17 protein-coding genes and 1 pseudogene are annotated in these 25,111 nt (G+C 72.5%); 12 read left to right on the plus strand and 6 right to left on the minus strand.

Annotated elements, in window-relative coordinates; translation table 11 throughout:
* Nucleotides 1–42 precede the first annotated feature (42 nt).
* Nucleotides 43–894 (plus strand): ABC transporter ATP-binding protein, encoded by an 852-nt coding sequence (locus AB0399_RS19920; protein WP_329374432.1) that lies wholly within the window; start codon nt 43–45, stop codon nt 892–894.
* Nucleotides 895–940: 46 nt separating this feature from the next.
* Here the strand turns inward: AB0399_RS19920 and AB0399_RS19925 are convergent, their stop codons facing one another.
* Both AB0399_RS19925 and AB0399_RS19930 read right to left on the minus strand, forming a co-directional pair.
* A complete protein-coding gene (locus AB0399_RS19925) occupies nt 941–1,582 on the minus strand; it encodes an HAD family hydrolase (RefSeq protein ID WP_328461845.1) in 642 nt (213 codons plus the stop codon).
* A 102-nt stretch (nt 1,583–1,684) separates the two neighbouring features.
* Nucleotides 1,685–2,398, minus strand: coding sequence for an SDR family NAD(P)-dependent oxidoreductase (locus tag AB0399_RS19930; protein WP_366412217.1), 714 nt, complete (start codon nt 2,396–2,398; stop codon nt 1,685–1,687).
* Nucleotides 2,399–2,779: 381 nt separating this feature from the next.
* Here AB0399_RS19930 and uppS point away from each other — a divergent pair.
* The 5 genes and pseudogenes from uppS to AB0399_RS19955 form a co-directional block, all read left to right on the plus strand.
* A pseudogene (uppS, locus tag AB0399_RS19935) lies at nt 2,780–3,496 on the plus strand (polyprenyl diphosphate synthase); the annotation flags it as partial.
* A gap of 119 nt (nt 3,497–3,615) precedes the next feature.
* Nucleotides 3,616–5,091, plus strand: coding sequence for an oxygenase MpaB family protein (locus AB0399_RS19940; RefSeq protein WP_366412244.1), 1,476 nt, complete (start codon nt 3,616–3,618; stop codon nt 5,089–5,091).
* Between the two features lie 267 nt (nt 5,092–5,358).
* On the plus strand, nt 5,359–6,633 hold the full coding sequence (locus tag AB0399_RS19945; RefSeq protein WP_366412218.1) for a serine hydrolase domain-containing protein: 1,275 nt from the start codon (nt 5,359–5,361) through the stop codon (nt 6,631–6,633).
* Nucleotides 6,634–6,976: 343 nt separating this feature from the next.
* Complete coding sequence (locus AB0399_RS19950) at nt 6,977–8,089, plus strand: right-handed parallel beta-helix repeat-containing protein (RefSeq protein ID WP_366412219.1); 1,113 nt, start codon at nt 6,977–6,979, stop codon at nt 8,087–8,089.
* A 132-nt stretch (nt 8,090–8,221) separates the two neighbouring features.
* Entirely contained in the window at nt 8,222–8,866 is a 645-nt protein-coding gene (locus AB0399_RS19955) for a dihydrofolate reductase family protein (RefSeq protein WP_329371366.1), read from the plus strand.
* Nucleotides 8,867–9,020: 154 nt separating this feature from the next.
* Here the strand turns inward: AB0399_RS19955 and AB0399_RS19960 are convergent, their stop codons facing one another.
* The gene (locus tag AB0399_RS19960; RefSeq protein WP_366412220.1) at nt 9,021–11,798 is read right to left on the minus strand and encodes a beta-galactosidase; all 2,778 of its coding nucleotides are present in this window, start codon (nt 11,796–11,798) and stop codon (nt 9,021–9,023) included.
* Between the two features lie 388 nt (nt 11,799–12,186).
* Here AB0399_RS19960 and AB0399_RS19965 point away from each other — a divergent pair, with 388 nt between their 5' ends.
* A complete protein-coding gene (locus tag AB0399_RS19965) occupies nt 12,187–15,006 on the plus strand; it encodes an RICIN domain-containing protein (protein ID WP_366412221.1) in 2,820 nt (939 codons plus the stop codon).
* Nucleotides 15,007–15,136: 130 nt separating this feature from the next.
* Nucleotides 15,137–16,696: an RICIN domain-containing protein gene (locus tag AB0399_RS19970; protein ID WP_366412222.1), complete on the plus strand. Its 1,560-nt coding sequence runs from the start codon at nt 15,137–15,139 to the stop codon at nt 16,694–16,696.
* A gap of 51 nt (nt 16,697–16,747) precedes the next feature.
* On the opposite strand, the gene AB0399_RS19975 is transcribed toward AB0399_RS19970, so the two are convergent.
* A complete protein-coding gene (locus AB0399_RS19975) occupies nt 16,748–17,695 on the minus strand; it encodes a helix-turn-helix transcriptional regulator (RefSeq protein ID WP_366412223.1) in 948 nt (315 codons plus the stop codon).
* Between the two features lie 301 nt (nt 17,696–17,996).
* Between AB0399_RS19975 and AB0399_RS19980 the strand changes: the two genes are divergently transcribed.
* Together AB0399_RS19980 and AB0399_RS19985 are read left to right on the plus strand one after the other, a co-directional pair.
* Entirely contained in the window at nt 17,997–18,971 is a 975-nt protein-coding gene (locus tag AB0399_RS19980; protein ID WP_329371376.1) for an aldo/keto reductase, read from the plus strand.
* 291 nt (nt 18,972–19,262) lie between these two features.
* Complete coding sequence (locus tag AB0399_RS19985) at nt 19,263–19,646, plus strand: DoxX family protein (RefSeq protein ID WP_329371377.1); 384 nt, start codon at nt 19,263–19,265, stop codon at nt 19,644–19,646.
* A 24-nt stretch (nt 19,647–19,670) separates the two neighbouring features.
* Here AB0399_RS19985 and AB0399_RS19990 read toward each other — a convergent pair whose 3' ends face one another.
* Together AB0399_RS19990 and AB0399_RS19995 are read right to left on the minus strand one after the other, a co-directional pair.
* A complete protein-coding gene (locus AB0399_RS19990; RefSeq protein WP_366412224.1) occupies nt 19,671–21,971 on the minus strand; it encodes a SpoIIE family protein phosphatase in 2,301 nt (766 codons plus the stop codon).
* Nucleotides 21,972–22,152: 181 nt separating this feature from the next.
* Entirely contained in the window at nt 22,153–23,451 is a 1,299-nt protein-coding gene (locus tag AB0399_RS19995; protein WP_366412225.1) for an Nramp family divalent metal transporter, read from the minus strand.
* Nucleotides 23,452–23,836: 385 nt separating this feature from the next.
* On the opposite strand from AB0399_RS19995, the gene AB0399_RS20000 reads away from it, so the two are divergent.
* The gene (locus AB0399_RS20000; RefSeq protein WP_366412226.1) at nt 23,837–24,619 is read left to right on the plus strand and encodes a BTAD domain-containing putative transcriptional regulator; all 783 of its coding nucleotides are present in this window, start codon (nt 23,837–23,839) and stop codon (nt 24,617–24,619) included.
* A 27-nt stretch (nt 24,620–24,646) separates the two neighbouring features.
* Nucleotides 24,647–24,862 (plus strand): hypothetical protein, encoded by a 216-nt coding sequence (locus AB0399_RS20005; protein WP_366412227.1) that lies wholly within the window; start codon nt 24,647–24,649, stop codon nt 24,860–24,862.
* Nucleotides 24,863–25,111: the final 249 nt, after the last annotated feature.

The following is a 25,111-nucleotide window of genomic DNA, read 5'->3' on the forward strand; positions in this document are numbered from 1 at the left end:
GAGGAGTTGGAGCGGGCGGAGTCCGAAGAGGCGCGGGCGGAGATGGATGAGGCCGCGCCGACGCGGTTGGCGGCTGAGGAGGGGGCGGAGGCGGAGGCCGATGGGCCGGCCGAGGGCGCCAGGGAACGCGGGGGGCCGGTGCTTCCGCTCGTTCCGACGGTCGTGGTGGACGATTTGCACGTGGTGTACCGCATCCACACCGCGGGATCGGGCCACAGCAACGCGGCCACGGCGCTGGCCCGTATGGTGCTGCGGCGCGGCTCGCCCAACATCCACCTGGTGCACGCGGTGCGCGGCGTGTCGTTCACCGCGTACCGGGGCGAGGCCATCGGCATCATCGGGTCGAACGGCTCCGGCAAGTCCACGCTGCTCAAGGCGATCGCCGGACTGCTGCCGGCCGAGCGCGGCCGGGTCTACACCGAGGGCCAGCCGTCGCTGCTGGGGGTGAACGCCGCGCTGATGAACGACCTGACCGGGGGCACCAACGTGGTCCTCGGCGGGCTGGCGATGGGCATGACCCAGGAGGAGGTCCAGGCCCGCTACCAGCAGATCGTCGACTTCTCCGGCATCAACGACAAGGGCGACTTCATCACGCTGCCGATGCGCACGTACTCCTCCGGCATGGCGGCCCGGCTGCGCTTCTCGATCGCCGCAGCGAAGAACCACGACGTGCTGATGATCGACGAGGCACTGGCCACCGGCGACCGCGCGTTCCAGAAGCGCTCGGAGGAACGTATCCGGGAACTGCGCGAGGAGGCCGGCACCGTCTTCCTCGTGTCGCACAACAACAAGTCCATCCGCGACACCTGCGACCGGGTGTTGTGGATCGAGAAGGGCGAACTCCTCATGGACGGACCCACGGACGAGGTCGTGGACGCGTACGAGAGGAGCTGACCGGTCAAGGGAAAGGGAGCCGGCCGGGGATGAGCGGGAGGGCGGCTCAGTCCTGGAGCAGGCCGGCGAGTTCGGTCAGCGAGTCGACCCGGAAGTCCGCCGCCGCGACCACCCGCGGGTCGTCCGCCCACAGGTGTCCCCACGGGCCGCGCCTCAAGTGCGCGGTGCGCAGGCCCGCTTCCTTGGCCGGGTGGATGTCGTTGGCCGGGTGGTCGCCGACGTAGAGGGTCTCGGCGGCCGGTGTGCGGGTGGTCTCCAGCAGGCGGACGAAGAACGCCGGGTCGGGCTTGGCCACGCCCCACTCGCCCGACGTCGCGACGCCGTCCGCCGGCAGGTCGAGGTCGCGGAGCAACTGCCCTGCCCTGGCGGTCTGGTTGCCCGCCACCACCACCCGGACGCCGGCCTGCCGCAGCGCGGCGAGCGAGGGCCGTACGTCCGGGTAGAGGTCCGTCTCGTCGAGGTGCTCGCCCCGCCCGGCGGCTTCGCGGGCCGCGTAGGCGGCGTCCATGTCCAGGCCGGGGCGCAACAGCCTTATGGCGTCCGCGTTGTCGTCGCCGCGTGACACCACCGCTCCCACCAGCGCGGAGACGGTGTGCCGGGGCACGCCGAGCCAGTCGGCCCACCCGGCCCAGAAACGGCTGTCGGACACGAGGGTTTCGCCGATGTCGAGGGCGACGGCTTTGATCACGTTGCCCACATTAGGCGCATACGGTCGGTAGCCACGCAAGACCGCGCCGCCCGCGCGCCCGGGACCGGGGGAGTGCACGCAGCCACGTCACAGCCGTATCGGTCACGCCGTGTCGGTCACGCCTTGGCGGCCGGCGGGCGCCAGGCGTTCCAGGTGACGAGCCGCTGCCGGTAGGCCGCTTCGACGACGGGATGGGGGTAGGTGCCGAGGAAGAGCCGGAGTGGCGGTTCGCCGGTGTCGACGAGTTCGAGGATGACGTCGGCGGTGGCCCCCGGGTCCTGTGGCGCGCGGGCGGTGGCGCCGGCGCGCCTCGCCTCGCCTCGCCTCGCGGACCGGCTCGTAGGCGGCGATGGGTTCGGTGTGCACCGCGGACGCGCCGGACCAGTCGGTGCCGTAGGGGCCGGGTTCGATGATCGTGACGTGGATGCCGAACGGGCGGACCTCCTGGGCGAGGGCCACGCTCATTCCTTCGAGCGCCCACTTGGAGGCGTTGTACAGGCCGAGGGCGGGGAAGGCGGCGACGCCGCCGATGCTGGACACCTGGATGAAATGCCCGCCGCGCCGGGCGCGCAGGAACGGCAGCGCCGCCTGCGTCACCCACAGAGGACCGAGCAGGTCGGTGTCGAGTTGGGCGCGGGCCTGCTCCTCGGTGGTCTCCTCGACCATGCCGAAGAGGCCGTAGCCGGCGTTGTTGACGACGATGTCGAGGTGGCCGAAGGTCCCGGCGGCCCGCCCGGCGGCGGTGACGGCGCCGCGGTCGGGTGACGTCGAGCCGGAGCGGCGGCCACTCGCTGAGCGGCGGAGCGGGCGCCGCATAATCGGGCTGGCGTGCTACGGGTGAATCCCCGCCGATCTTCCTGCGCCCGCGCCCCGGGGTGGGCACTCTGCTGAGTGCCGGACCGATCGCGGTCGGGCCCTGCCGGGCCGGTCCGCGGCGGGGGGAGGGTGCGCGGACAGCGGGGGGCACATGTGACGGTCGACGAACGAGACGGTGCGGCACCGATTCCGGCCCCAGTCCCGGCACCGGGTTCGGCCCCAACTCCGGCCCGGGACCCGGTTCCGGCCCCGGACCCGGCCTCAGACCCGGCCGCCGCGTCGCCGGCGGACCCGGCCGCTTCCGCGGTCCCGGCGCGGGCCCGTCCGCATCCGTCCCGCCCGCCCCACTCTCCCCCTCCGCCCGACGAGGGGCGGCCCAGGGCCGTACCGCGGCACGTCGCCTGCGTGATGGACGGCAACGGCCGATGGGCCGAACAGCGGTCCCTGCCAAGGACGTCGGGCCACCGGGCGGCCGAGACACCGGTGATCGAGGTCATCGAGGCGGCGAGGTCGGCCGGGGTGAAGTGGCTGAGCCTGTACGCGTTCTCCACGGAGAACTGGCGCCGCCCGAGCACCGAGGTCGACTTCCTCATGCGGCTGGTGCGCCGCGTCGTGCGCAAGCACGCCGCGCTCCTGCACGCGCGCGGCATCCGCTGCCGGTTCCTGGGCGTCACGGACCCGAGGATTCCGGCGCCGCTGGCCCGCGACTTCGCCGACCTGATGACGCTGACCGCGCCGAACCGGGGCATGACGCTCACCGTGGCGTTCGACCACGGCGGCCGCCGGGACATCGTCGAGGCGGCGCGTTCCCTCATCCGCAGCGAGACCCCGGCCGAGGACGTCGACGAGCGGCACTTCGCCGCCCATCTGCCGTTTCCCGACACCCCGGACGTGGACCTCGTGATCCGTACGTCCGGTGAGCAGCGCATCTCCAACTTCATGCTCTGGCAGGTCGCCTACGCCGAGTGGATCTTCCCGCCGGTGCTCTGGCCCGACTTCCGCGCGCCGCACTTCCTGGAGTGCGTACGCGCCTACCAGCACCGCGATCGCCGCTTCGGCGGCGTGACCCCGCACCCGAACGGAGAGACCCACCTGTGACGGACGTTGGCAGCAGCAGCGGCGCGAGGCGCACCGGCCCCAGGAGCGGCGGCCCGACGAACACCGGTCCGGGCGGCGCCTCTTCGGCGCCCCGCCCCGAAGTCCCTTCGGACGACTCCCTGTTCGGCCCCGACTCGCAGTTCCACCGGTTCTTCGACGACCCGCGCTGGGCGCTGGCCGTGGTGCGGGCCACCGTGCTGGAGGCCGCCCACCCGCAGGTGGGTGCCGCCCTGATCGACAACTCGACGTTCGTCGCCCATCCGTGGCGGCGGCTGCGCAACACCCTCGTCAGCCTGCAGCGGATGTTCGGCCCCGACGAGCACATCCGGCAGCGGGAGGCCGCGCGCCTCAACCGCCTGCACGCCAGGCTGTCCGGCACCGACGCCCAGAACCGCGCCTACGACGCCATGGACCCGGAGGTCCGCGCCTGGGTGGTCGCCACGCTCTTCGAGAGCTCGGTCACCATGTGCCGGCTGAGCGGACAGCCGCTCGACCAGGCCACGATGGCGCGGCTGTACGCCGAATTCCTCGCGTACCTGGCCGCGTTGGGGGACAAGGGCGGCCATCTGCCGCCCACCCTGCCGGAGTTCTGGAAGTACTACGACCGCGTGGTCGAGGAGGAGCTGGAGAACACGGACGCGGTGCGCGTCATCCTCTACAAGCTCTTCGACCACCTCCCGGCGCCGCCTCTGCTGGACGGCCTGCCCACCGTGTGGGCCGCGGGCCGCGCGCTCGCCGGGCCGGTGATCGGCACGATCACCGTGGCGTCCCTGCCGGAGCCGTTCCGCCGCCGGGCCGGGCTGCCCGAGACGCCGGGCGCCCAGACGCTGATGCAGGGCGCGTACATGGCGGCCGGCCTGGCCCGTTTCCTGCCCGAGGGCTGGGTGCGGACCGAGAGCGTCACCAACCTCCTCTACCTCACCCCGGACAGCGACGACCCCCAGGCGGCGACGCTCAACGCGCTGCGCGACCAGGTGAAGCGGGCCGGAGCGCTGTTCCGGCTGGTCGTGCCGCTGCCCGGGCCGCGCGGCCACGAGCACGACGAGGACCTCGGTCCCGCACGGGGAAGCGAGCAGGACCGGGACCGGGAGCGCGGTCCCGTACGGGCGGAGGCCGGGACCAGGAGCGCCGCCGAGTTCTTCACCGAGGTGCTGGACCAGACCGGTGACGGCTATCTGGACTGGCCCGATCTCGCCGCGATGGCACGGGAGTTGTCCTCCCGGCTCGATCTGGACGAGCCGGAGGAGACCCGGCTCTACAACGCCTTCGCCGCCTGGTGGAAGGAACTCCAGTCCGACCTCGACATCGACGGCGACGGCCGGATCAGCGCGGAGGAGTACGCCGCCGCGGTGCCGTCCCTCGCCGGGCCCGCGCTGATCCGGGTCGCCGAGGTGCTCTTCGACGTCACCGACGCGGACGGCAACCAGGTCATCGACGCGGAGGAGTACCGGGCGCTGTTCCGTACCGGATTCCGCCGCACCATGACGGACGGTGAAGTCCGGTACTCCCGCAGCGCGTTCGTGCAGGACTTCCTCTCCTTCATGGCGGGCCGGGCCCGCTCCACCGCCTACGACCCGCTCCTCAGCGAGGCGTGAGGCGCGGGCCGGGGAGCGAACAGGGACCGGTACACCGGTACGCGGAACCGGGCAGGGACCGGTACGACGTACCGGTACGAGGGACCCGGCAGGGACCGGAAACTCCCCGGCCCGCGGCGGGTCTGCCGTTCGGTGGAAGGCGCGGCCCGCGGCGGATCTGCGGCTCGTTGCAACCACGGCTACCCGTGTGTCGTCTGGCAGAGTGAAGATCATCCCCACTCGCCACAGCCGACACACCCGTACCGACAACGCAAGCGGAGTCCCGTCGTGCCTTCTCGTTCCAGCGGTGCCAAGCGCCGCTCCCTCGTCGTGGCGGCCGCCGCGGTGGCCCTCGCCTCGACCGTGTTCGCGTCGGGCTCGGCGGGCGCCGCTCCGGCGACCGCCCTGCCCGCGCCCGACTACGCGGGCCTGCAACAGGCGTTGCAGAACGTCGTCACCGCCGGCGCGCCCGGCGCGTTCGCGCTCGTGAGCGACCGCGGGGGAGCCGGCGGCACGGCCAGTGCCGGGACCGGCGACCTCACCGCCCAGACGCCGGTCGACCCCGCGGGGGAGTTCCGTATCGGCAGCATCACCAAGAACTTCGACGCCGTGCTCACCCTGCAACTCGTCGCCGCGCACCAGGTCGACCTCGACGCCCCCGCCGCCGGATACCTGCCCAGCGGGGTGCTGCCGGCCGACTCGCCGATCACGGTGCGCGAACTGCTCGACCACACCAGCGGGTTGTACGACTACACCAACGACCTGCCGGGCATTCTCGTGGGCGACACCGTCACCGGCTTCCAGCAGTTCCGCGACGAGACCTTCGACCCGGCCGACCAGGTCGCGGACGCGCTCACCCACGGGTCGCAGTTCACCCCCGGCACCCAGTACCAGTACTCCAACACCAACTTCGTGGTGCTCGGCCTGCTGATCGAGCACGTCACCGGCAAGCCCTTCGCCGAGAACCTCCAGCAGCGGGTGCTGAAGCCGGCCGGCATGACCGGCACGCGGTACGTCGTGCCCGAAACGGGCCTCGGCGGCCCGCACGCCACCGGCTACCTCACCCAGGACGACCGCTCCAAGCCGCTCTTCGACGCGACCGAGCAGACCGCGTCGTGGATCGGGACCGCCGGCGCCGCCATCTCCGACACCGCGGACCTCAACAAGTACTGGCGGGCGCTGACCGGCGGCACCCTGCTGCCCGCGGCGCAGCTCGCACAGATGGAGACCATGCACCCGGAGAACGCCGCCGGGACCTCCTCGTACGGCCTCGGCATGCGCGAGTACACCCTGTCCTGCGGCACCCAGGTGTACGGCCACGACGGCATCGTGCAGGGCTACCAGACCTACTCCTACACCACGGTCGACGGTGCGCGGCAGGTCACCATCTCGGCGAACGCGTCCAACAACTCGACGGTCTTCGCCGCAGAACGGGCCGCCCTGGACCCGGTGTTCTGCGGCGCTCCGGCGAACTCCGCGGCGACGCGGCAGGCGTCCGCGGACTCCGCGCACGTCGCCCAGGAGGAGACCACCGGCGTCGCGCCGGAGGCGATCCGCGAGTAGCGCCGCTTCCGCGGGCCGAGCAGGAGCATCCCCGCACGTGAAGCGCCGGGCGCCGCCGCGCGTCACCGTCCGCCCCGCCGGGTCCGCCCGAGCGGGGCGGTCGCGCGTCCGAGGGGCGAGCGGGACGGCGGAACATCCCTGCGCGGAAGGTGACTTGGGCGGCCGGGACCCGCATGTCGCGGGGTACCGCAGGGGGTTGACGGTCCGACGCGGGCGCCCCTAGGGTCACCGTACACATAAGACATCAGATGTCGGTTGTCCCATCCGGTGGGTGGAAGGTGTCCCCGACGCCGCCGCCCCCGCCTCGCCTTTCGCCCGGCGCGCCGTCCCGAGGGAGCCCCCCATGAGCCGTTCCGACGCAAGCGCCCCGTCCCGCCGGCGGGCCCTGACCGGGCTCGGCCTGGCCGCGGGCGCGGCACTGACCACCACGCTGGCCACCACCCCCGCCAGAGCCACCACCCCCGCCACGCCGACCGGGGCGCTTCCCGTGCTGCAACCCGGCGACGACTGGGCGGCGGTCCTCGCCGCGACCCCGCAGGTCCAGCTCCTGCCCGGCGCGACCTACACCCTCGCCGCCGCCGTCGCGCTCCCCGACGGATGCCACATCCAGGGCAACGGCGCCACGGTCACGGTCGCCGACGACACCACCGGCGCGCTCACCGCCACCGGCAGGAGCACGATCACCGTCACCGGCGTGCGCTTCCTCGGCCGCGCCGGCAACCCCCTCGACACCGCGCCGTCCTTCCACCACGTCGCCGTCGCGCTGACCCGCAGCACCGACGTACGCATCACCGACTGCGACTTCACCAACTGGCGCGGCGCCGGCGTCACCGTCAACGGGTCGAGCGCCGACGACTACTTCGCCTACCGGGTCAAGCTCACCGGCAACGCCTTCCTCAACTGCTACTTCGGCGTGTCCGCGGCCGACCGCAGCGAGTACTCCCAGCTGACCGCGAACAGCTTCGCCTACTGCCGGCTGGCCATCTGGAACTCCTCCGGCAACTGGACCATCCACGGCAACAGCGTCGTCGGCTGCTACGGCGCCTACTACTCCATCGCCCGGACCAGCCCCTACGGCGCCCTGACCTCCGACAACTGGGCGCACGGCAGCCTGACCGGCAACACCTTCAACCACTCCAACGGCGGTGCCGGGGAACTGTGGAACGCCGGCACCGCCTTCCCGATCGGCGGCACCAGCCAGGACCCCGGCAGCGGCGTCGTCGTCAGCGGCGTGCTGCCGCCCACCTTCACCGGCAACACCCTCTGGTACAGCGACGTCTCCGCCACCGACCTCGCCGGCACCCGCTGGCTGCTGTCCGGCAACACCTTCTCCAACCTCACGATCACCTGCACCGGCACCACCCCCGTCGCGCTCGCCGGCACCCAGTCCAACGGCGCCGCCAACGCCCCCACCCTGGCCGGCAACGTCAAGGACCTCTTCGCCGCCCTCTACTGACGGCGCCGCCCCCTACTGACGGGTGGGTGGCCGGTACGTGACGGCGTGCCCCGATCGGTCACGGATGCGGCGATGAGTTTTCCCGGCCGGAGGAGTCTCATCACCGAGACCGACACCAGCAGGAGGAAAACCATGGCCCAGTTGCTTCGCGTGCAGAACTTCACCGTCTCCGCCGACGGGGTCGCCGCCGGGGAGGACCAGACCCTGGAGCGGCCGTTCGGCCATGTCGATCCCGGGAAGTTGTTCTCCTGGGCCGGCGCCACGGCGAGCTGGCCGTTGCGCACCGACTCCGCGGGCAGCCGCGGCCTGGACGACTACCTCACCAGGGACTTCAGCCACAACATCGGCGCCGAGATCATGGGCCGCAACAAGTTCGGGCCCCAGCGCGGGCCCTGGCAGGACCACGAGTGGCAGGGCTGGTGGGGCGACGAACCCCCGTTCCACACACCGGTGTTCGTCATGACCCACCACGAGCGTCCCTCGTTCACCCTCTCCGACACCACGTTCCACTTCGTCGACGGCGACCCGGCCACGGTCCTCGCGCGGGCCCGCGAGGCGGCGGGGGACAGGGACGTCCGGCTCGGCGGCGGGGTGACCACCATCCGGGAGTTCCTCGACGCCGACCTCGTCGACACCCTGCACGTCGCCGTCTCGCCGGTGAAGTACGGGTCCGGGCTGCGCCTCTGGGAGTCGCCCGACGAACTCCGCGACCGCTTCCACCTGGACGTCGTCCCCAGCCCGAGCGGGGTGACGCACCACCTCTTCTGGCACAAGTAGGCCCGTGGAGAGGCGCCCGTCGGGGCGCGCGTCGAGGGCGCCCCGAGGAGCGCCCCGAGGAGCGGCCCGAAGCGTGCCCGGACGGGGCACCCGAAGCGCGCCCGGACGTGCCCGGACGGGTCACCCGACGTGCGCCCTCGACGGCGGCCGCACGTCAGCCTGCGTGGTCCGCGGCCGCACTCCACCCGGTTTCGCGCAGCGGCGTCCAGGTCGAGCCGGCGAGGGCGGGCGTCGAGCCCGCGGGCGGGGTGACCCCCTCGATCGTGCCGTCCCAGGCGGTGACCTGGAGCGTGAGGTCGGCGAGGGCGCTGTCGTCGAGGTCCATCAGGTCGAGGGACCACGTCTCACCGTGGTAGAGGTCGTCGGCGATCGCCGTCCCTCCGGACAGGAGGGTGGCGTCGCCGCCCCGGTAGTCGAGTTCCAGGCGGGCTTCCGCCAGGCCGGCGAACGTCGAGGGGTCGGCGCTGATCCGCCACCGGCCGGTGCCCGTGGCGGTGATCCGCGGCGCGGGCGGCGCCGCGGCGAGCCGGTAGGTGAAGCGGGCGAACGGCGTGGCCTGGCCGCCGGCGCTCTCCCAGCCGGCGGCCGGCGCCAGTCCGCCGGCCGGGAAGACGTCGGCACTGATCGTCGAATCCGCGGCAGCGGCGAAGCGCACGGTAGGCTGCACGCCGGTCACCTGGCCCGCGGTGGTGATGATCAGCCGGTCGCGGCCGTTCAGCGGCGCGACGGTCGCGTCGAGCGACTCGGCCTCGGTCAGCACCACGATCCGGGCGCAGGGAGCCGCGGTCGCGGATGCCCGCACCAGCAGCGAGGTGCGCCGGCCGGCCGGGACGGTGACGACGAGTTCGGTGCCGGTGGTCTGCCGCGTCGTGGTGCCCGACTCGTCGGTGAGGGCGACGGACCGGTCGAAGGCGAGGGTGCGGTCGGTCCAGTCGGGGGCCCAGTAGACCCAGGTGGGGAGGTCGTCGCCGGCGAGCTTGGCCAGGGGTTCGACGGTGGCCCAGCGCAGGTCGACACCGCCGAGGTCGGTCATGACGGGGAAGAAGGTGCTGCGGTCGGGTGGCATGGTCAGCGGCGCGGCGGGGAGGGTGACGGTGCCGCCCGCGGTGTGGATCTGGAGCTGGACGTCGCCGCGGCTGGGCATGGTGACGTTGCGCTGGGTGTTGTTGACGAAGACGAAGCCGCGGCCGTCGGTGTCGAACCGGCCGATGTAGCGCAGCCGCCGGGTCTGCGTGGGGTCGAGGAGCTGTCCGGGGTCCCGGCTGATCCTGGTGCGCACCAGTTCGGTGGCGCAGGTGGTGACGAACGTGTGCAGCCGCCGGTAGCGGCGGTAGGACTCCCTGGTCCGGCCGAACTCGCCCAGCGGCGCCTGGAAGTCGTAGGTGAGCGGCCAGGTCCCGGACAGGCCCGCGACCTGGGTGCCGCCGTGGAACATGTAGTAGCCGAGGTAGTTGGCCCCGCGGCCGACGCTGTCGTACGCCTGTCCCACGACGTGGTCGGGCTCGACCAGGAAGCGGTCGGTGCCGCGCATCGGGCTGCCGGTGCCCAACTCGCAGAAGCCGCGCGGGTAGGCGAGCGTGTTGTAGGTGGCGCCGCCGAGGTCGGTGTCGGCGGTCCACTCGTCGGTGCCGTAGACGAAGCCGGAGACCGCCTCGGTGCCGGCGCCGGTCTCCCAGCCGCGGTAGCAGTACGAACCTTGCAGCGGGATCGCGGTGTCCGGCGCGAACACCGAGTTGGCGGTGACCGTGTAGTAGGGGACCACCATGCCGTGGTCGGCGCACATCGTGCGCAGCGTGGTGATGTGGGCGGGGTCGCCGGAGGCGTACTCGTTCTCCAGCTGGATGCCGACGATCGGGCCGCCGTCCTTCGCGAACAGTCCGTCGGCCTGCGCGGCGAGCTGGGCGAAGTACGCGTCCACCTTGGCCAGGTAGCCGGGGTCGTCGCTGCGCGCACCGGGCAGGGCGAAGTCGGGGATGCCGCCGTTGGTGGTCTCGGCGTTGATGTAGGGGCCGACGCGCAGCCAGACCAGCAGTCCCTGGCGCTGGGCGGCGGTGAGGAAGGCGCGCAGGTTCCTGCGTCCGGTCCAGTCCCAGGTTCCTTCCGGCTGCTCGTGGTGGTTCCAGAACACGTAGGTCGACACGATGCCGATGCCGGCGGCACGCAGCTTGCCCAGCTCGCGTTCCCAGCGCTGGTCGGAGCAGCGGACGTAGTGGAGTTCGCCGCTGACGGGATACCAGGCGGCCCCGTTCCTGGACCAGCCGTTGCGCGTCACGCCGTAGCTGACACCGGCGGCGACACCGCCGGCGCCGGCCAGCGGGTCGTCGGTGCGCGCTTCGGTGGTCGTGGCGTCGAGCCGGTACGGGGCCGTGGCGACGGTCCACCACTGGCCGGGGTCGTCGGCGTCCGAGCGGACCTCGACCGTGGCCCCGGGGGCGGTGGCGTCGCCCGTGACGGTCAGCAGCTTTCCGCTGGGCCTGCTGACGATCTTGAACCGCCCCTGGCCCGCGTCGTCCAGCCGCCATTCCTGGTTGGGGCCTCCGGTGGCGTGCCACTGGATGACCTGCGCGCCGTCGTCCGTCGATCCGCCGCTGACGTCGAGCCTGGTGCCCGAGTGCATCGGGCTGAGGGCGGTCCATCCGTCGCCCTGGTCGAGCAGGGCCCACTGCTGGTTGGCCGCGCCACTGGCTGTCCACTGGATGACCTGCGCGCCGTCCGCCGTCGATCCGCCGTAGACGTCGAGCAGGCAGCCGCTGCCGACGTTCGTCAGCGTCACTGGCGCGCCCACGGTGCCCGTCGCCGCCACCGCCCGGGACGGCCACAGCAGGGCCCCGGCGATCTGGGCGCTCATGACCGCCGCGGCACCGCCGCCCAGCAGTCTGATCGCGCCGCGGCGGCTCAGCCCGCCGCTTCCTGGCATTGCCGGCTGGTCCATCGCTACTCCCGCGGGTCGGAAGGTTGACCGGAGAACCAACGCAGTCAACCGAAAACACTCACAATCGAACGTGGCGGGCTCAGGGAACTGCGTCCGCGGACGCGCGTCAAGTGTTTACGCAAACTTCGCCCGCACTCTGCGACAACCCTTGACTGCTACGACGTCTCGGCGCTACCAATGGCGCACTCACAGCCCGTGTTCGGTCACGGCTTGTTGTGATCGATCTTGTTTGAAGACGAACGGGGTGCCGCCCTCGCCTGCCCGCGTGCGCCTCGTACGCCCTGTACGCCCTGTGCGCCTCGGACGTCTCGCGCGTCGCCAGGTGCTCCGCGCGGAGCGCTTCCGTCGCCGGCGGCACCACCAGGACTCGGCATTGGAGAGCCATGTCATGACCCCTCGCACGATCGTTCTCGGCACCGCGTTCGGCCTCGTCCTGGCCCTGCTGGGCGCCTTCGGACCCGCCGCGATCGCCCCCGGCCGGTCCACCGCCCACGCCGCCTCCGGTACCACCGCCTGGCAGGCCGGGCGGTTCACGGTGGACACGCCCGACGTGGTGCGCCGGTCCGATGTGGTCCTCGGGCGTCCCGACACCACCCCCGCGCAGGCGATGCCGCTCGGCAACGGCACGATGGGCGCGGCGGTCTGGGCGGCGGGCGGCTTCACCGCGCAGCTCAACCGCTCCGACACCCTCCCCGACCGCAAGTCCCCGGGCTGGGTGACCATCCCGGGCCTGTCCCGGCTGACCGACGCCGCCGACTTCTCCGCCCACCTCGACCTGTACGACGGCACCCTGGTCGAGTCCGGCGGCGGCATGACCGCCACCGTCTACACCCGCGCGGACAAGGACGAGCTCGTCGTCGAGGTGACCGGCGCCGATCCCGCGGTCGCCCAGACCGCGCGGCTGGGCCTGTGGTCGGGGCGTTCGCCCCAGGCGCAGGCGGGCGGTGGGATCGGCACGCTCGCCGAGACCTGGAAGGACACCGGCCGGCCCGGGTCGGGCGGCGCCACCTTCGGCTCGCTCGGCGGCATCACCGCCGGCGGCCAGGGCGTGAGCGCGAGCGTCGTCGACGACCGGACGGTCCAGGTCTCCTTCACACCGCACCCGGACGGCTCCTTCCGGGTGATCGCCGCCGCGCCGCACTGGGCCGGCGGCGACGCCCAGGCCACCGCCTCGGCACTCCTGGGCAGCGATGCGACCGCCGGCGCCGCCACCCTCAGCGCCGGACACCTGTCGTGGTGGCACACCTTCTGGAACGGAGTGGGCCTGACCGAGTTCTCCTCGGCGGACGGCAGCGCCGACTACATGGAGAACCTGCGCACCCTGGACCTGTACGACGCCGCCGCCGAGAGCCGGGACACCTATCCCGGCTCGCAGGCGGGCGTCGCGGACCTGTTCTCCCCGTACCAGGACTCCCACCAGTGGGACCCGAGCGCGTACTGGCAGTGGAACCTGCGGATGCAGGTCCAGGCGAACCTGTCCGCCGGGGCGTTCGCGCTCAACGACCCCTACTTCCGCCTCTACCGGGACAACCTCCCCGCCATCCAGACCTGGACCACCGCGCACATGGGCGGCCGTGCCGGCGCGTGCGTACCGGAGACGATGCGGTTCAACGGGCAGGGCTACGAGTACGAGACCTGGCTGTCCTCCCCGGGCCTGAACTGCGACGCCGGCTCGGGCCCGTACTACAACGCCCGGACGATCAGCACCGGTGCCGAGGTCGGGCTGTGGGTGTGGCAGCAGTACCGGATGACCGGCGACCGGTCGTTCCTCACCGCGAACTACCCGCTGATGGCGCAGGCGGCCCGCTTCCTGCTGGCGTACGCGACCACCGGCTCCGACGGCGACCTGCACACCTATCCGTCCAACGCCCACGAGACGCAGTGGGACGTCCACGACCCGACCACCGACATCGCCGCGATGCAGGCGCTGTTCCCCGCGACGGTGCAGGCCGCCCGGCTGCTCGGCCAGGACGCCGACCTCGTCACCCGGCTCGACGCCGCCATCCCCGAGATCCGCCCCTACGCCCGCACCGACGCCGCCACCCGGACCCAACTGCTCACCCCCGCCGACGACGCCGCCGGCGCGGATGTCATCGCCCCCTCCTACGACCCGGCCGCGAGCGCGCACAACTCCGAGAACGTCGGCCTGGAACCGGTCTGGCCCTACGGCCTGATCGGCGACGCGAGCCCGCTCACCGACCTCGCCAAGCGCACCTACACCGACCGGCCCGAGAAGCTGGCGAACGACTGGTCCAACGATCCGCTCCAGGCCGCCCGGCTCGGCCTGGGCAGCGAGGTCGCGAGCACCCTCACCGGCATCACCGAGGCGTACCAGAAGCTGCCTTCGGGGCTCGCGACCTTCGTCGGGAACGAGCCGTACGCCGAACAGCAGGGCGTGGTGGCGGCGACGCTGGACGAGGCGCTGGTCCAGGACTACGACGGCCTGGTGCGCATCGCGCCCGCGCTGCCGCCCGGCTGGGACGCCGACGGCACTGTCTTCATCCAGGGCGGCAGCAAGGTCTCCGTCCAGGCCCATGGCGGCGTCGTCACCACGGTGGGGATCAACGCCGGCTCCACCGGCGCCATCAAGGTCCGCAACCCCTGGCCGGGACACCAGATCCAGGTGGTCGACGGCACGGACGAGAAGACCGTCGTCGTCGCCTCGACCGGGAACGCGCAGATCTCCGTTCCGGCCGTCGCCGGCTCCTCCTACCTGGTCCAGCAGGTCGCCGACCCGGTCGGCGCCAGGCCCGTCGCCGCGGTCACCGGGACCCCCGCCACCCAGGCGCGCACCCTCGGCCCGGTCACCATCGGCCTGCTTCCCGGCGGCCCTGTCGTCGGCGCCGCCTCGGGCCGCTGCCTCGACGATCCGGGTGCCGTCACCACCCCCGGCACCAAGGTCGACATCTGGGACTGCGACGGCAGCGTCAACCAGACCTGGACCCGCGCGCGCAACGGCACCCTCACCGTGCAGGGCATGTGCCTCGACGCCTCCGGCGGCGGCACCGCGCCGGGCACCGCGGTCATCCTGTGGACCTGTACCGCGGGCGCCGCCGGCCAGCAGTGGACGCTCGGCGCGGACGGCACGATCCGCAACCCTGCCTCGGGCCTGTGCCTGGACGTCACCAACGCCGGCACCGCGAACGGCACGCCCGCGGAGCTGTGGACCTGCAACGGAGGTGGCAACCAGCAATGGGCCGCCGGCTGAGCCGTGTTCCGGCGGCGGCGCCGCCCGTGCGGGCCGGGCCGCGCGGCCATCCCTGACGTTCCGTCAGCGAACGAATCCCCTCACCCACCCGCGGTCCCCCCGGACCGCCGACCCTTCCCGAGGACCCCTCATGCTCCCCTTGCGACATGCCAGAACCGGACATGCCAGAACCGGACATGCCAGAACCGGACATGCCAGAACCCGACACGCCCTCACCGGCGGGCCGCGCAGAGGCCGCGCCGCGACCTTCACCGCCGCCCTTGTCACCTGGCTGGCCGCGGTGCTGGCCTTCGCGCTGCCCTCGACCGCCGCCCACGCGGCGGCGACCGCGCAGTTCAACCCCGGCCAGACGTGGCAGGACAGCGCCGGCGGGGTGCTGCAACTGCACGGACTGGGCATCGTCAAGTCCGGCTCGACCTGGTACGGCTTCGGCGAGGACAAGACCGGCGAGAACTCCGGCGACGCGTCCTTCCAGGACATCCCCTGCTACAGCAGCACCGACCTGGCGCACTGGACGAAGAAGGGCCAGGCGCTGACCCGGCAGGCCGACGGCGACCTGGGCCCGAACCGGGTCGTCGAGCGCCCCAAGGTGATCTACAACGCCTCGACCCACACCTACGTGATGTACCTGCACATCGACTCCTCCTCCTACGGCGACGCCAAGGTGGGCGTGGCCACCAGCAGCACGCCCTGCGGGCCGTACACGTACCGCGGCAGCTTCCGGCCGCTCGGCTTCGAGAGCCGTGACCTGAACCTCTTCCAGGACACCGACGGCACCGCCTACCTGCTCAGCGAGGACCGCTCCAACGGCCTGCGGATCGACAAGCTGTCGGCCGACTACCTCTCGGTGACGTCCGCGGTCGCCGTCCTGCCCGACTACGAAGCCCCCGCGATGGCCAAGGTCGGCGGCCGGTACTTCCTGCTCGGCTCGCACCTGAGCGGCTGGAGCACCAACGACAACGACTACGCCACCGCCACCTCGCTCGCCGGCCCGTGGTCCGGCTGGCGCCCCTTCGCCGCGGCCGGCACCAGCACCTACGACAGCCAGACCGCGAACATCATCCCCGTCCAGGGCTCGTCCGGGACGACGTACATCTACGCCGGCGACCGCTGGAACACCTCCGACCTGGGGTCCTCCGCGCTGGTCTGGCTGCCCATGACGATCAGCGGCAGCACCCTGTCGGTCGGCTGGCAGAACTCCTGGACGCTGGACCCCGCGGCCGGCACCTGGTCCAACGGCTCCTCCAACCCCGCCGACGGCACCAGGACCCTGGCCAACGCCAACAGTTCGCTGCTGATGGACGTCAGCGGCGGCTCCACCGCGGACGGCGCCGCCGTGATCCAGTGGGGCGCCGACGGCGGCGCCAACCAGAAGTGGACGATGTCCAGGGTGGACGGCAACGTCTACACCCTGACGAGCGCGGCCAGCGGCAAGTGCCTTGAGGTGCCGGGCAGTTCGGCCGACCAGGGCACGCAACTCGACCAGCGGACGTGCGACGGCGGCAGCAACCAGCGCTGGGCGGTGGAAGCCGCGGGGACGTACACCTCGCCCACCGACTCCTGGTTCGTGCTGGTGAACCTGGCGACCGGCTGGGCCGCCGATGTCGCCAACCAGTCGACCACGGCGGGCGACCCCGTCGTCCAGTGGGTGGGCAACGGCGGCTACAACCAGATCTGGGCGCTCGGCTGAGCACCTGACGGCGCCACCGCCGCTCCGGCCGCCACCCCGGCCACCACCCGGTCAGCCGGGCTGGTGGCCGGGGTGAGGCTCGTGCCCGAGGTGCGGTTCGTGCCCGGGGTGTGGCTCGTGTTCGGCGGACGCCTGGGACGCCGTCATGTCGAGCAGCTGCATCGCGTCGTGGTCGGGGGTGCCGGGGTCGGCGGAGTAGACGCCCATCCGGTGCCCGGGGGTGCCTTCGAGCGCCATGCCCTGGAAGGCGAGCGTGATCTCCCCGACCTGGGGGTGCAGAAAGGTCTTGGTGAGGTGCTTGCGGCCGGTGACCTCGTAGCGTTCCCACAGACCCGCGAAGTCCGGGCTCTTCAGCAGGAGTTCGCCGACGAGCTGGGCGAGGTCGGGCGCGTCGGGGTCGGTGCCGGCCAGCGCGCGCAGCCGGGCCACGCAGCCGCGGACCTGGTTGCCCCAGTCGGGGAAGAGCTCGCGCGCGGTCGGGTGGAGGAAGAGGTAGCGGGCGAGGTTGCGCTGGGTGGCGGGCCAGTCGTCCATGCCGCAGTAGAGGGCGAGCCCACCGGGGTTGTGGGCGAGCAGGTCCATGCTGCGGCTCAGGACGTAGGCGGGGTTCGGACGTACCGTCTCCAGCAGCAGCTTCACCGGGGAGCGCACGGCGCGGGTCGGGGCCGGGACGGGCTGCGGCGCGTAGCGGGCGGCACGCACCGCGAGTTCGCGCAGGTGCTGGTGCTCGGCGTCGTCCAGTTGCAGGGCGCGGGCGAGGGCGTCGACCACCGCGGGACTCGGGCGGGTCTCCTTGCCGCGTTCCAGGCGGGTGTAGTAGTCGATGCTGACACCGGCGAGCGTGGCCAGCTCCTCGCGGCGCAGGCCGGGGGTGCGGCGGATGCCGGGCCCCGGGGTCAGGCCGACGGCCTGCGGGCTGGTCTGGGTACGGCGGGCGCGCAGGAAGCGGCCCAACTGCTCGCCGCCGCTGTGGCCGCCGCCGTGCTGCTCGGGTGCCATGGCTCCAGTCTCCCGCCGCCGTCAGCCCGACACGCCCGAGGTGGGGGGCCCTGTCACACCCCCGCTGGCCGTTCCCCGGCAGATCCCGGCCTGCCGGAAGCGCCCGCGCGGGTGCAGGCTCGTAGGTGTGGAGCGATATCCGTACGGGACCGCGGCCGGCCCCGTCGTCCGTGCGCGGCGGGTTCCGCCCTCCGTGCGGGACGACCCCGCGATCCGTGCCGGACAGCCTCCGCCACCCCGGAATTTCCCGCCCGCCACCGACCGTTCGTACCACCGAGATCATCAGGAGAATCGAGAAGCGATGAAGCACATCAAGCTGCGTGACCTGGACGTCTCCCGCATCGGCCTGGGCGCGATGGGCATGTCCCACGGCTACGTCGGCGCGGGGACCGACGACGCCGGGTCGATCCGTACCATCCACCGGGCCCTGGAACTGGGCCTGACGTTCATCGACACCGCGGAGGTCTACGGCCCCTACGTCAACGAGGAACTCGTCGGGCGCGCGCTGAAGGGCCACCGGGACGAGGTGGTGCTGGCGACGAAGTTCGGGCTGATCTCGCACACCGGCCGCCAGGACGGCACCGACAGCAGCCCGGCGAGCATCCGCACCGCGGTCGAGGGCTCCCTGAAGCGGCTGGACACCGACTACATCGATCTGTACTACCAGCACCGCGTCGACCCGGGCACGCCGATCGAGGAGACGGTCGGGACGCTCGCCGAGCTGGTCACCGAGGGCAAGATCCGCGCCATCGGCCTGTCCGAGGCCGGACCCGACACGATCCGCCGCGCCCACGCCGTCCACCCGGTCACCGCGCTCCAGTCGGAGTACTCGCTGTTCACCCGTGACCCCGAGGCCCGCGTGCTGCCGGTGCTGCGCGAGCTGAACATCGGCTTCGTACCGTTCTCGCCGCTCGGCCGCGGTTTCCTGACCGGCACCATCCGCTCCACCGACCAGATCGACCCGGCGGACTTCCGCGCCGACAACCCCCGGTTCACGGAGGAGAACTTCCAGCACAACCTCCGCCTGGCCGACGCGGTCGCCGCCGTGGCCACCGAGATCGGCGCCACCCCGGCCCAGGTCGCGCTCGCCTGGCTGCTGGCCCAGGGCGACGACATCGCCCCCATCCCCGGCACCCGTCGCGTGGCCCGGGTGGAGGAGAACATCGGCGCCGACGCGGTGCGCCTCGACGAGGAGCAGCTCGCGCGGCTCAGCAGCCTCCCCCCGGCCGCGGGCGACACCCACAACGAGGCCCAGATGCGCCTGCTGGAGCGCTGACCCACCTCTCGCCCACGGGCCCGGCGGCATCCGTCGCCGGGCCCGTCCGTGCGACCGGATGCCTGGCGGGTCCGTGCGGCCCGATGGCTGGCGCGTCGGTGCGGCCTGATGCCTGGCGCGTCGGTGCGACGCAGCGGCGCGGACCACCGCGTGGTGCACCAGGTTGTTACCTCTCGGCAGCCCTCCTCGTCCAAGGAGGCGGAACGCGGCGGGCCGGGGATGTCGGACCGTCCCCGGCCCGCTACCGCCACCCGCTCAGGACCCGCTGAGGACATGTCGAGGAGAGATCACGTGAACACCGCTCTGTGGATCGTCGCCGGGCTGCTGGCCGCGGCCTTCCTGGTCGCCGGCGCCAACAAGCTGTTCATCCCCCGGGAGAAGCTGGCCAAGGCCCCCGGCGGGGGATGGGCCCTGGACTTCGACGCCGGGTTCGTCAAGGCCCTCGGCGCCGTCGAGGTCGTGGGCGCCGCCGGACTGGTCCTGCCCGGCTGGCTCGGCATCGCGCAGATCCTGGCGCCGAGCGCCGCGGTGGGCCTCGGCCTGGTCATGATCGGCGCGGCGGTCGTGGAGTCCCGCCGCCGGGAGTTCGTGCACGTCCTGGTGAACGTGGTCTACCTCGCCCTGATCCTCTTCGTGGCGGTCGGCCGCTTCGGCCCCGAGTCCTTCACCAAGTAGCGGGCCCTGAGCGCCGGTCGGGGCTCAGCGGGGCCCCTCCTCGGGGAGATCCTGCTCGACCCAGATCGTCTTCCCCTCCTCCCCGTAGCGGGTGCCCCAGCGGCTGGCCAGGGTGGCGGCGATCAGCAGGCCCCTGCCGCCCTCGTCCTGCGCCCGGGCGTGCCGCAGATGGGGGGAGGTGGTGGAGTCGTCCGAGACCTCCACGGTGAGGTGTTCGTCCCGGATGAGGCGGACCCGCGGTTTCCCGCCCGCGTGCTGGAGCACGTTGGTCACGAGTTCGCTGACCACCATCTCGGTGGCGAACACCTGGTCCTCCAGCCGCCATGCCTCCAACTGCTCGCGGGCGCGCGCCCGGCAGTCGGCGACGGCGGCGCGTTCCCGGGGCGACGTCCACGACACGTGGTCGTCCGGGGCGAGCCGTCGGACCTCCGCGGTCAGCACCGCGCCGCCGTCGCGGGCGCCGCCGACCCGGTCGCCCATGAGGGCGTAGACGATGTTGTCGCAGGCCACCTGGGCGTCTCCCGCCGACCTGCCGGCCGCGCGCCGGAGCAGCGCGAGCGCGTCGTCGTCGCCGGGCGGGTGCAGCATCGAGGCCGAGTAGAAGGTCAGCAGCGTGTCCGGCGCGAGCGTGGTGCGGGCCGTCTCGTAGCTGGAGTGGTGGCCCAGCGCGGGGCCCAGCGGCACCTCGATCGGGGTGGTGACGCCGTCCGCGGTGGTCACCAGCGGTGCGGGCCAGTCCGCGGAGGCGAGCGCGAGGCCACCCGCGATCGGGTCGTAGATCGCGTACAGGCAGCGGGTTTCCCCCGCGGCGGGGCCGGCGACGTTGCCGTTGTCCGCTCGCGCCTCGGGCGACGCCGCGTCCTCCTGCTGGATCGTGTGGGTCACGTCGTCCAGGTGCGCCAGCAGTTCGTCAGGGGCCAGGTCCATCCGGGCGAGCGTGGCGAACGCGGTCCGGAACCGCCCGATGTCCACCGAGGCGCGCAGGCCGTGCTGCGGGATCTGGCCCATGGCCAGGCCCACCCGGGCGCCGGACAGCGGGATCACGTCGAACCAGTGGGTCTGGTGTCTGCTCGGGTTCCAGAAGTACGCCGTGCGGACGGCGGGCACCTGGGGTAGGCGCTGCGGCAGCAGCCTGCGCTGCAAGGTCGTCGCCGCGTTGAGCTCGCGGGTGTACCGGCGCGCGTTCTCCATGTGGACGGCCGCCCGGGCGGTGATCTGCTCGGCCAGCGCCAGGTCATGCCGATCGAACGGCGTGGTGTCCCGCCCGGCCCGGTAGAAGCAGGCCAGCCCCAGCACGCGGCCCCGCTGCACCAGGGGCGCCAGGATCATCGAGTGCACACCCGCCGAACGCAGGATTCCCGCGCGGGCGGCGTCGTGCATGTGCCAGTCCGACGGGCTGCTGCGCGGGTCCACCAGCCGCGGCTTCGTGTCCGCCAGCGCCTGGCTGTACGGAGTGGGGAACGCGAAGCGGCTCGGCTCACCGACCGCGTACAGGCTGGTGAACTCCGTGACGGAGACGAACGCGGCCCGGCGCAGCGGCGAGGTGGCGCTCAGCGGCGGAAGCGGGGCCTCCTCGCCGTGGAAGAGGGCCTCCGCCAGGTCGACGGAGACGACGTCGGCGAACTCCTCGGTGGCCGCCGACGCCAGCTCCTGCGCGGTCTGCATCACGCCCAGTTCCGTGCCCAGCTTCTTGTGCATCGTGACGAGCAGTCGCTCCGCGTCCCGGGACCGGACGCTCTCCGTCACGTTGTGCATGATCGTCGCCGCCCCGACGACATCCGTGCCCTCGCGCAGCGGAAGAGCGAGCACGGAGTAGACCTCCGGCCCCTTCCGGACGTCCTGGACGACGACCGGGCTCGTGCCGGCGGCCCGCTCCTCCGACATGGCCCGGCCGACCAGCGGGCTCAGCGGCAGCGTGGAGTCGAGCTCCTCCACACGGTGACCGACGACGTCGTCGGCCGGCAGGCCGCGCACGGCCAGGCAGGCCGCGTTGCTGCGCACCACCGTCTGCCGGATGTCGTACAACTCCAGGCCCGCGACGGCGTTCTCGAACGCCGACGGCATGTAGGCGCTCTGCACCCGGGCCGTTCCCGGGCTGGCCGCCGATCCGACCGCGGACAGCACGGTGCCCTCGTCGCTCCGCCAGGCGTCGAACTGGACGACCGGCGTGCCGTCCGTCTCGCTCGCTTCCAGCAGGTCCCGCAGCACGTGCAGGGCGGACTCGCCGACGGCGTCGGTCAGGGCGGCCGGCGGGATCTGCGCGGAGCTGCGTACCGCCGTCACCCGCCCCCGGGCATCGAAGCTGAAGGAACCGCTGTCGGGCATCTCGGACCTTCCCTCGCGTGAGGTGCGCGGCCGATCCCCCCACCGGCTCACCACCATTGTCCGGCGCGCGTCGCGCACCTGCACCTTTCGGCCGGTTACCGGGGTTGGGGTGCGGGGTGGTGCGTCGGGACGGCCCGGCCGGGGCGTACGCGGCGGGCGGATGTCCCGGGATCTCGGTCGCCTACACCATGGTCACGATGAGGTAGGCGTTCAGGCTGATCACCAGGGCGCAGATGAGGGCACCGGCCGCCGTGGTGACCGGGCGATTGGTCAGCGGGCCCATCAGGTCCCGGCGTCGGGTGATGACCACCAGGGGGATCAGGGCGAAGGGGATGCCGAAAGCGAGCAGGACCTGGCTGAAGACGAGGGTGGCGGTGACGGGGAACCCCACGCACAGGATGAGCAGTGCGGGTGCCATCGTCAGCGCGCGCCGCGCGAACAGGGGGATGCGGCGGCGCAGGAACCCCTGCATGACGACCTGCCCCGCGCAGGTGCCGACGCTGGCGGAGGAGATGCCGGAGGCGAGCAGGGCGACGGCGAAGGTCATGGCCGCCGCGCCGCCGACGGTACGGCCCAGGTCCTGGTGGGCGGCGGTGATCGCGTCGAGGTCGCCGAGCGTGGTGTGCCGGAACAGGGCGACGGACAGGCAGAGCATGCCCAGGTTGACGGCGCCGGCGATGGTGAACCCCACGGCGCAGTCGATGCGCAGGTAGCGCAGCAGGAACCGCCGCTCGCGCACGTCGCTGGTGCGGACCCGGTGTTGGGTGAGGGAGGAGTGCAGGTAGATCGCGTGCGGCATGATGGTGGCCCCGACGATCGCCGCCGCCAGCACCCCGGTGGTCGATCCGCTCAGGTGGGGCGCCATGCCCGCGGCCGCGCCGCTCGCGGACTGGTGGCCGATGGTGAGCAGGTCGTAGGCGATGCCGGCCAGGACCAGCAACAGCAGCGCGGATATGGCGCGTTCGAAGCCGCGGCAGCCTTTGTGCTGGCAGGCGAGGACCGCGAACGACACCAGGGCCGTGATCACCGCGGCGAGCGGGATCGGCATCGCGAACAGCAGGCTCAGGCCGAGCGCGGCGCCGGCGAACTCCGCCAGGTCCGTGGCCACGGCGACCAGTTCGGCCTGCACCCACATCAGCCGGTTCAGCCACCGCGGTGACAGCTCACGGCACTGCTCGGCCAGGTTCCGGCCCGTGGCGAGCCCGAGCTTGGCCGACAGGTACTGCACGAGCAGCGCCATCACGTTGGCCAGCACGACCACCCACACCAGCATGTAGCCGGTACGGGCGCCCGCCTCGACGTTGGTCGCCACGTTGCCCGGGTCGATGTAGGCGACCGCCACCACGAAAGCGGGCCCCAGCAGCGCCAGCCGGAACCGCCACCTGCCGCGCGAGCGGATGTCGCGGAACTCGCCGAGGACCTGCGCCGGGTCCTGCGCGGCCGCCCCGCGTACCGGGCGGGTGGCGACCGGGGCGGTCACCGCAGCGGCCCTTCGTCCGTACCTCGCGGGCAGGACACCGTATATCGGCGGGACGATGGCGGGAATGCGGGGTGATGAGCGAACACGGTTTCCCCTCTCGTCCCTTTGCCGTTCCCCGACGCCGGAGTACCCGGGCCGTACGAAGAGCCTGGGACCACCGGATCACCGGCGCGTCACCGCGCCGTCACCTTCCCATCCGCCCGGCGAGGCGGGTCGCGGCAGACCGCCGCGCACACGCAGGGAATTCGGTTCCTCGCAGTGCGCGTTCGGGCCCGCGCGGGACCTTTCGGCGCGGATGTGTCGATGGACGCGCGATGTTCCAATGGGAGTGACGCGACACTCGTGCAGTGCAGCAACACCGGCCTTCCAGGCCCGAGGAGACGCAATGCATAAGCGGTCCGACGAAGCCCTTCCCGACCACTTTCCGCATCTGACGCTGATGGGCAGTTTCGATCTGCGACACGACGGGCGGTCGATAGTGATCGCCCCCGCCGGGCAGCGCCTGATGAGCCTGCTCGTGCTGAGCCGCCGGACGGTCACCCGCGAGTACGTGGCCGAGAAGCTGTGGCCGGACTCCTCCGGCGCCCAGGGGGCGCGCTGCCTGCGCTCGGCCTTGTGGCGGTTGCCCAAGCTCAGCCGCCCCCTCGTCGTCGCCACGGTCGGCACCCTCCAGGTTTCCGGCGACCTGCGAACGGACCTGGCGGTCACCGAGGAGGTCCTGCGCCGGGCGATCCGCTCGGCGGAGCCCTCGGCGCGTGAGAGGCCGGACGAGATTCCGGCGCCGGACCTCGACCCGGCGGACCAGGCGCTGCGCTGCGACCTCCTGCCGGAGGCGTGGGACGAGTGGGTCGTCATCGAGCGGGAGCGGCTGCACCAGATGCGGCTGCACGCGCTGGAGTCGCTCGCCCGCGTCCACCGGTCGGAGGGCCGCTTCGGGCAGGCGCTGGACGCCGCGCTGCGAGCGGTCGCCGGCGAGCCGCTCCGCGAGAGCGCCCACCGCCAGGTCATCGAGACCTACGTCGCGGAGGGCAACCTCAGCGAGGCCATCCGGCACTTCAAGGAGCTGCGAGACCTCCTTCGCGCCGAGCTGGGGGTGGAGCCGTCGCCGTCGCTGCGCCGCATCATGGCGAACACCGTCGGCGCGGCGCGCGCCGACCGTGACGTTTAGGTGGCGGCGGTTCGTCAGCGTGAAGTCATGGCTGTTATCGAGACCCCCACCGGAACCCTGATCCTTCGTGTGTGGCTGGAGCCAGGCCAGACGCCTCCGCTGCGCGCCCGCCTGCTGGTCGTCGACAGCGTGCAGCAGGCCCCGGTCGCGTACGCGGCTGCCGCGGGCGTGGACGAGATCTGCGCACAGGTCCGCAGATGGATGGAGAAGTGGAGCGAGAACACGGAGCGTCCGGACGGCTGACGGCTGACGCCGTTCCGGCCGGGACCGGCGTCGGACCAGGCGCGACGGTCCGAATTGGACAAGGTTGCTTCCCGGACGCAAGCTGGTTTCATCTGGATCGCAGCCGGCGGGAAACGGTCTTCATGGCCGATGTACTTCTCACCGAGCCGGAATCGCGGAATCTCGGAATCGCGGAGACGCAAAACGCGGAAGCGCGCAAACCCAGAAAGGGGACGCGCGTAAACCCGTAGACCCGGAAAACCGTCATTC

It is taken from the genome of Streptomyces sp. NPDC088194 (assembly GCF_040702025.1).
In the GTDB taxonomy this organism is placed as follows: Bacteria; Actinomycetota; Actinomycetes; order Streptomycetales; family Streptomycetaceae; genus Actinacidiphila.

Coding starts and splice junctions, on each gene's coding strand:
- AB0399_RS19920 (WP_329374432.1), top strand. CDS start 43: ATGGATGAGGCCGCGCCGACGCGGTTGGCGGCTGAGGAGGGGGCGGAG.
- AB0399_RS19930 (WP_366412217.1), bottom strand. CDS start 2,398: ATGCGGCGCCCGCTCCGCCGCTCAGCGAGTGGCCGCCGCTCCGGCTCG.
- AB0399_RS19950 (WP_366412219.1), top strand. CDS start 6,977: ATGAGCCGTTCCGACGCAAGCGCCCCGTCCCGCCGGCGGGCCCTGACC.
- AB0399_RS19955 (WP_329371366.1), top strand. CDS start 8,222: ATGGCCCAGTTGCTTCGCGTGCAGAACTTCACCGTCTCCGCCGACGGG.
- AB0399_RS19960 (WP_366412220.1), bottom strand. CDS start 11,798: ATGGACCAGCCGGCAATGCCAGGAAGCGGCGGGCTGAGCCGCCGCGGC.
- AB0399_RS19965 (WP_366412221.1), top strand. CDS start 12,187: ATGACCCCTCGCACGATCGTTCTCGGCACCGCGTTCGGCCTCGTCCTG.
- AB0399_RS19970 (WP_366412222.1), top strand. CDS start 15,137: ATGCTCCCCTTGCGACATGCCAGAACCGGACATGCCAGAACCGGACAT.
- AB0399_RS19975 (WP_366412223.1), bottom strand. CDS start 17,695: ATGGCACCCGAGCAGCACGGCGGCGGCCACAGCGGCGGCGAGCAGTTG.
- AB0399_RS19980 (WP_329371376.1), top strand. CDS start 17,997: ATGAAGCACATCAAGCTGCGTGACCTGGACGTCTCCCGCATCGGCCTG.
- AB0399_RS19990 (WP_366412224.1), bottom strand. CDS start 21,971: ATGCCCGACAGCGGTTCCTTCAGCTTCGATGCCCGGGGGCGGGTGACG.
- AB0399_RS20000 (WP_366412226.1), top strand. CDS start 23,837: ATGCATAAGCGGTCCGACGAAGCCCTTCCCGACCACTTTCCGCATCTG.
- AB0399_RS20005 (WP_366412227.1), top strand. CDS start 24,647: ATGGCTGTTATCGAGACCCCCACCGGAACCCTGATCCTTCGTGTGTGG.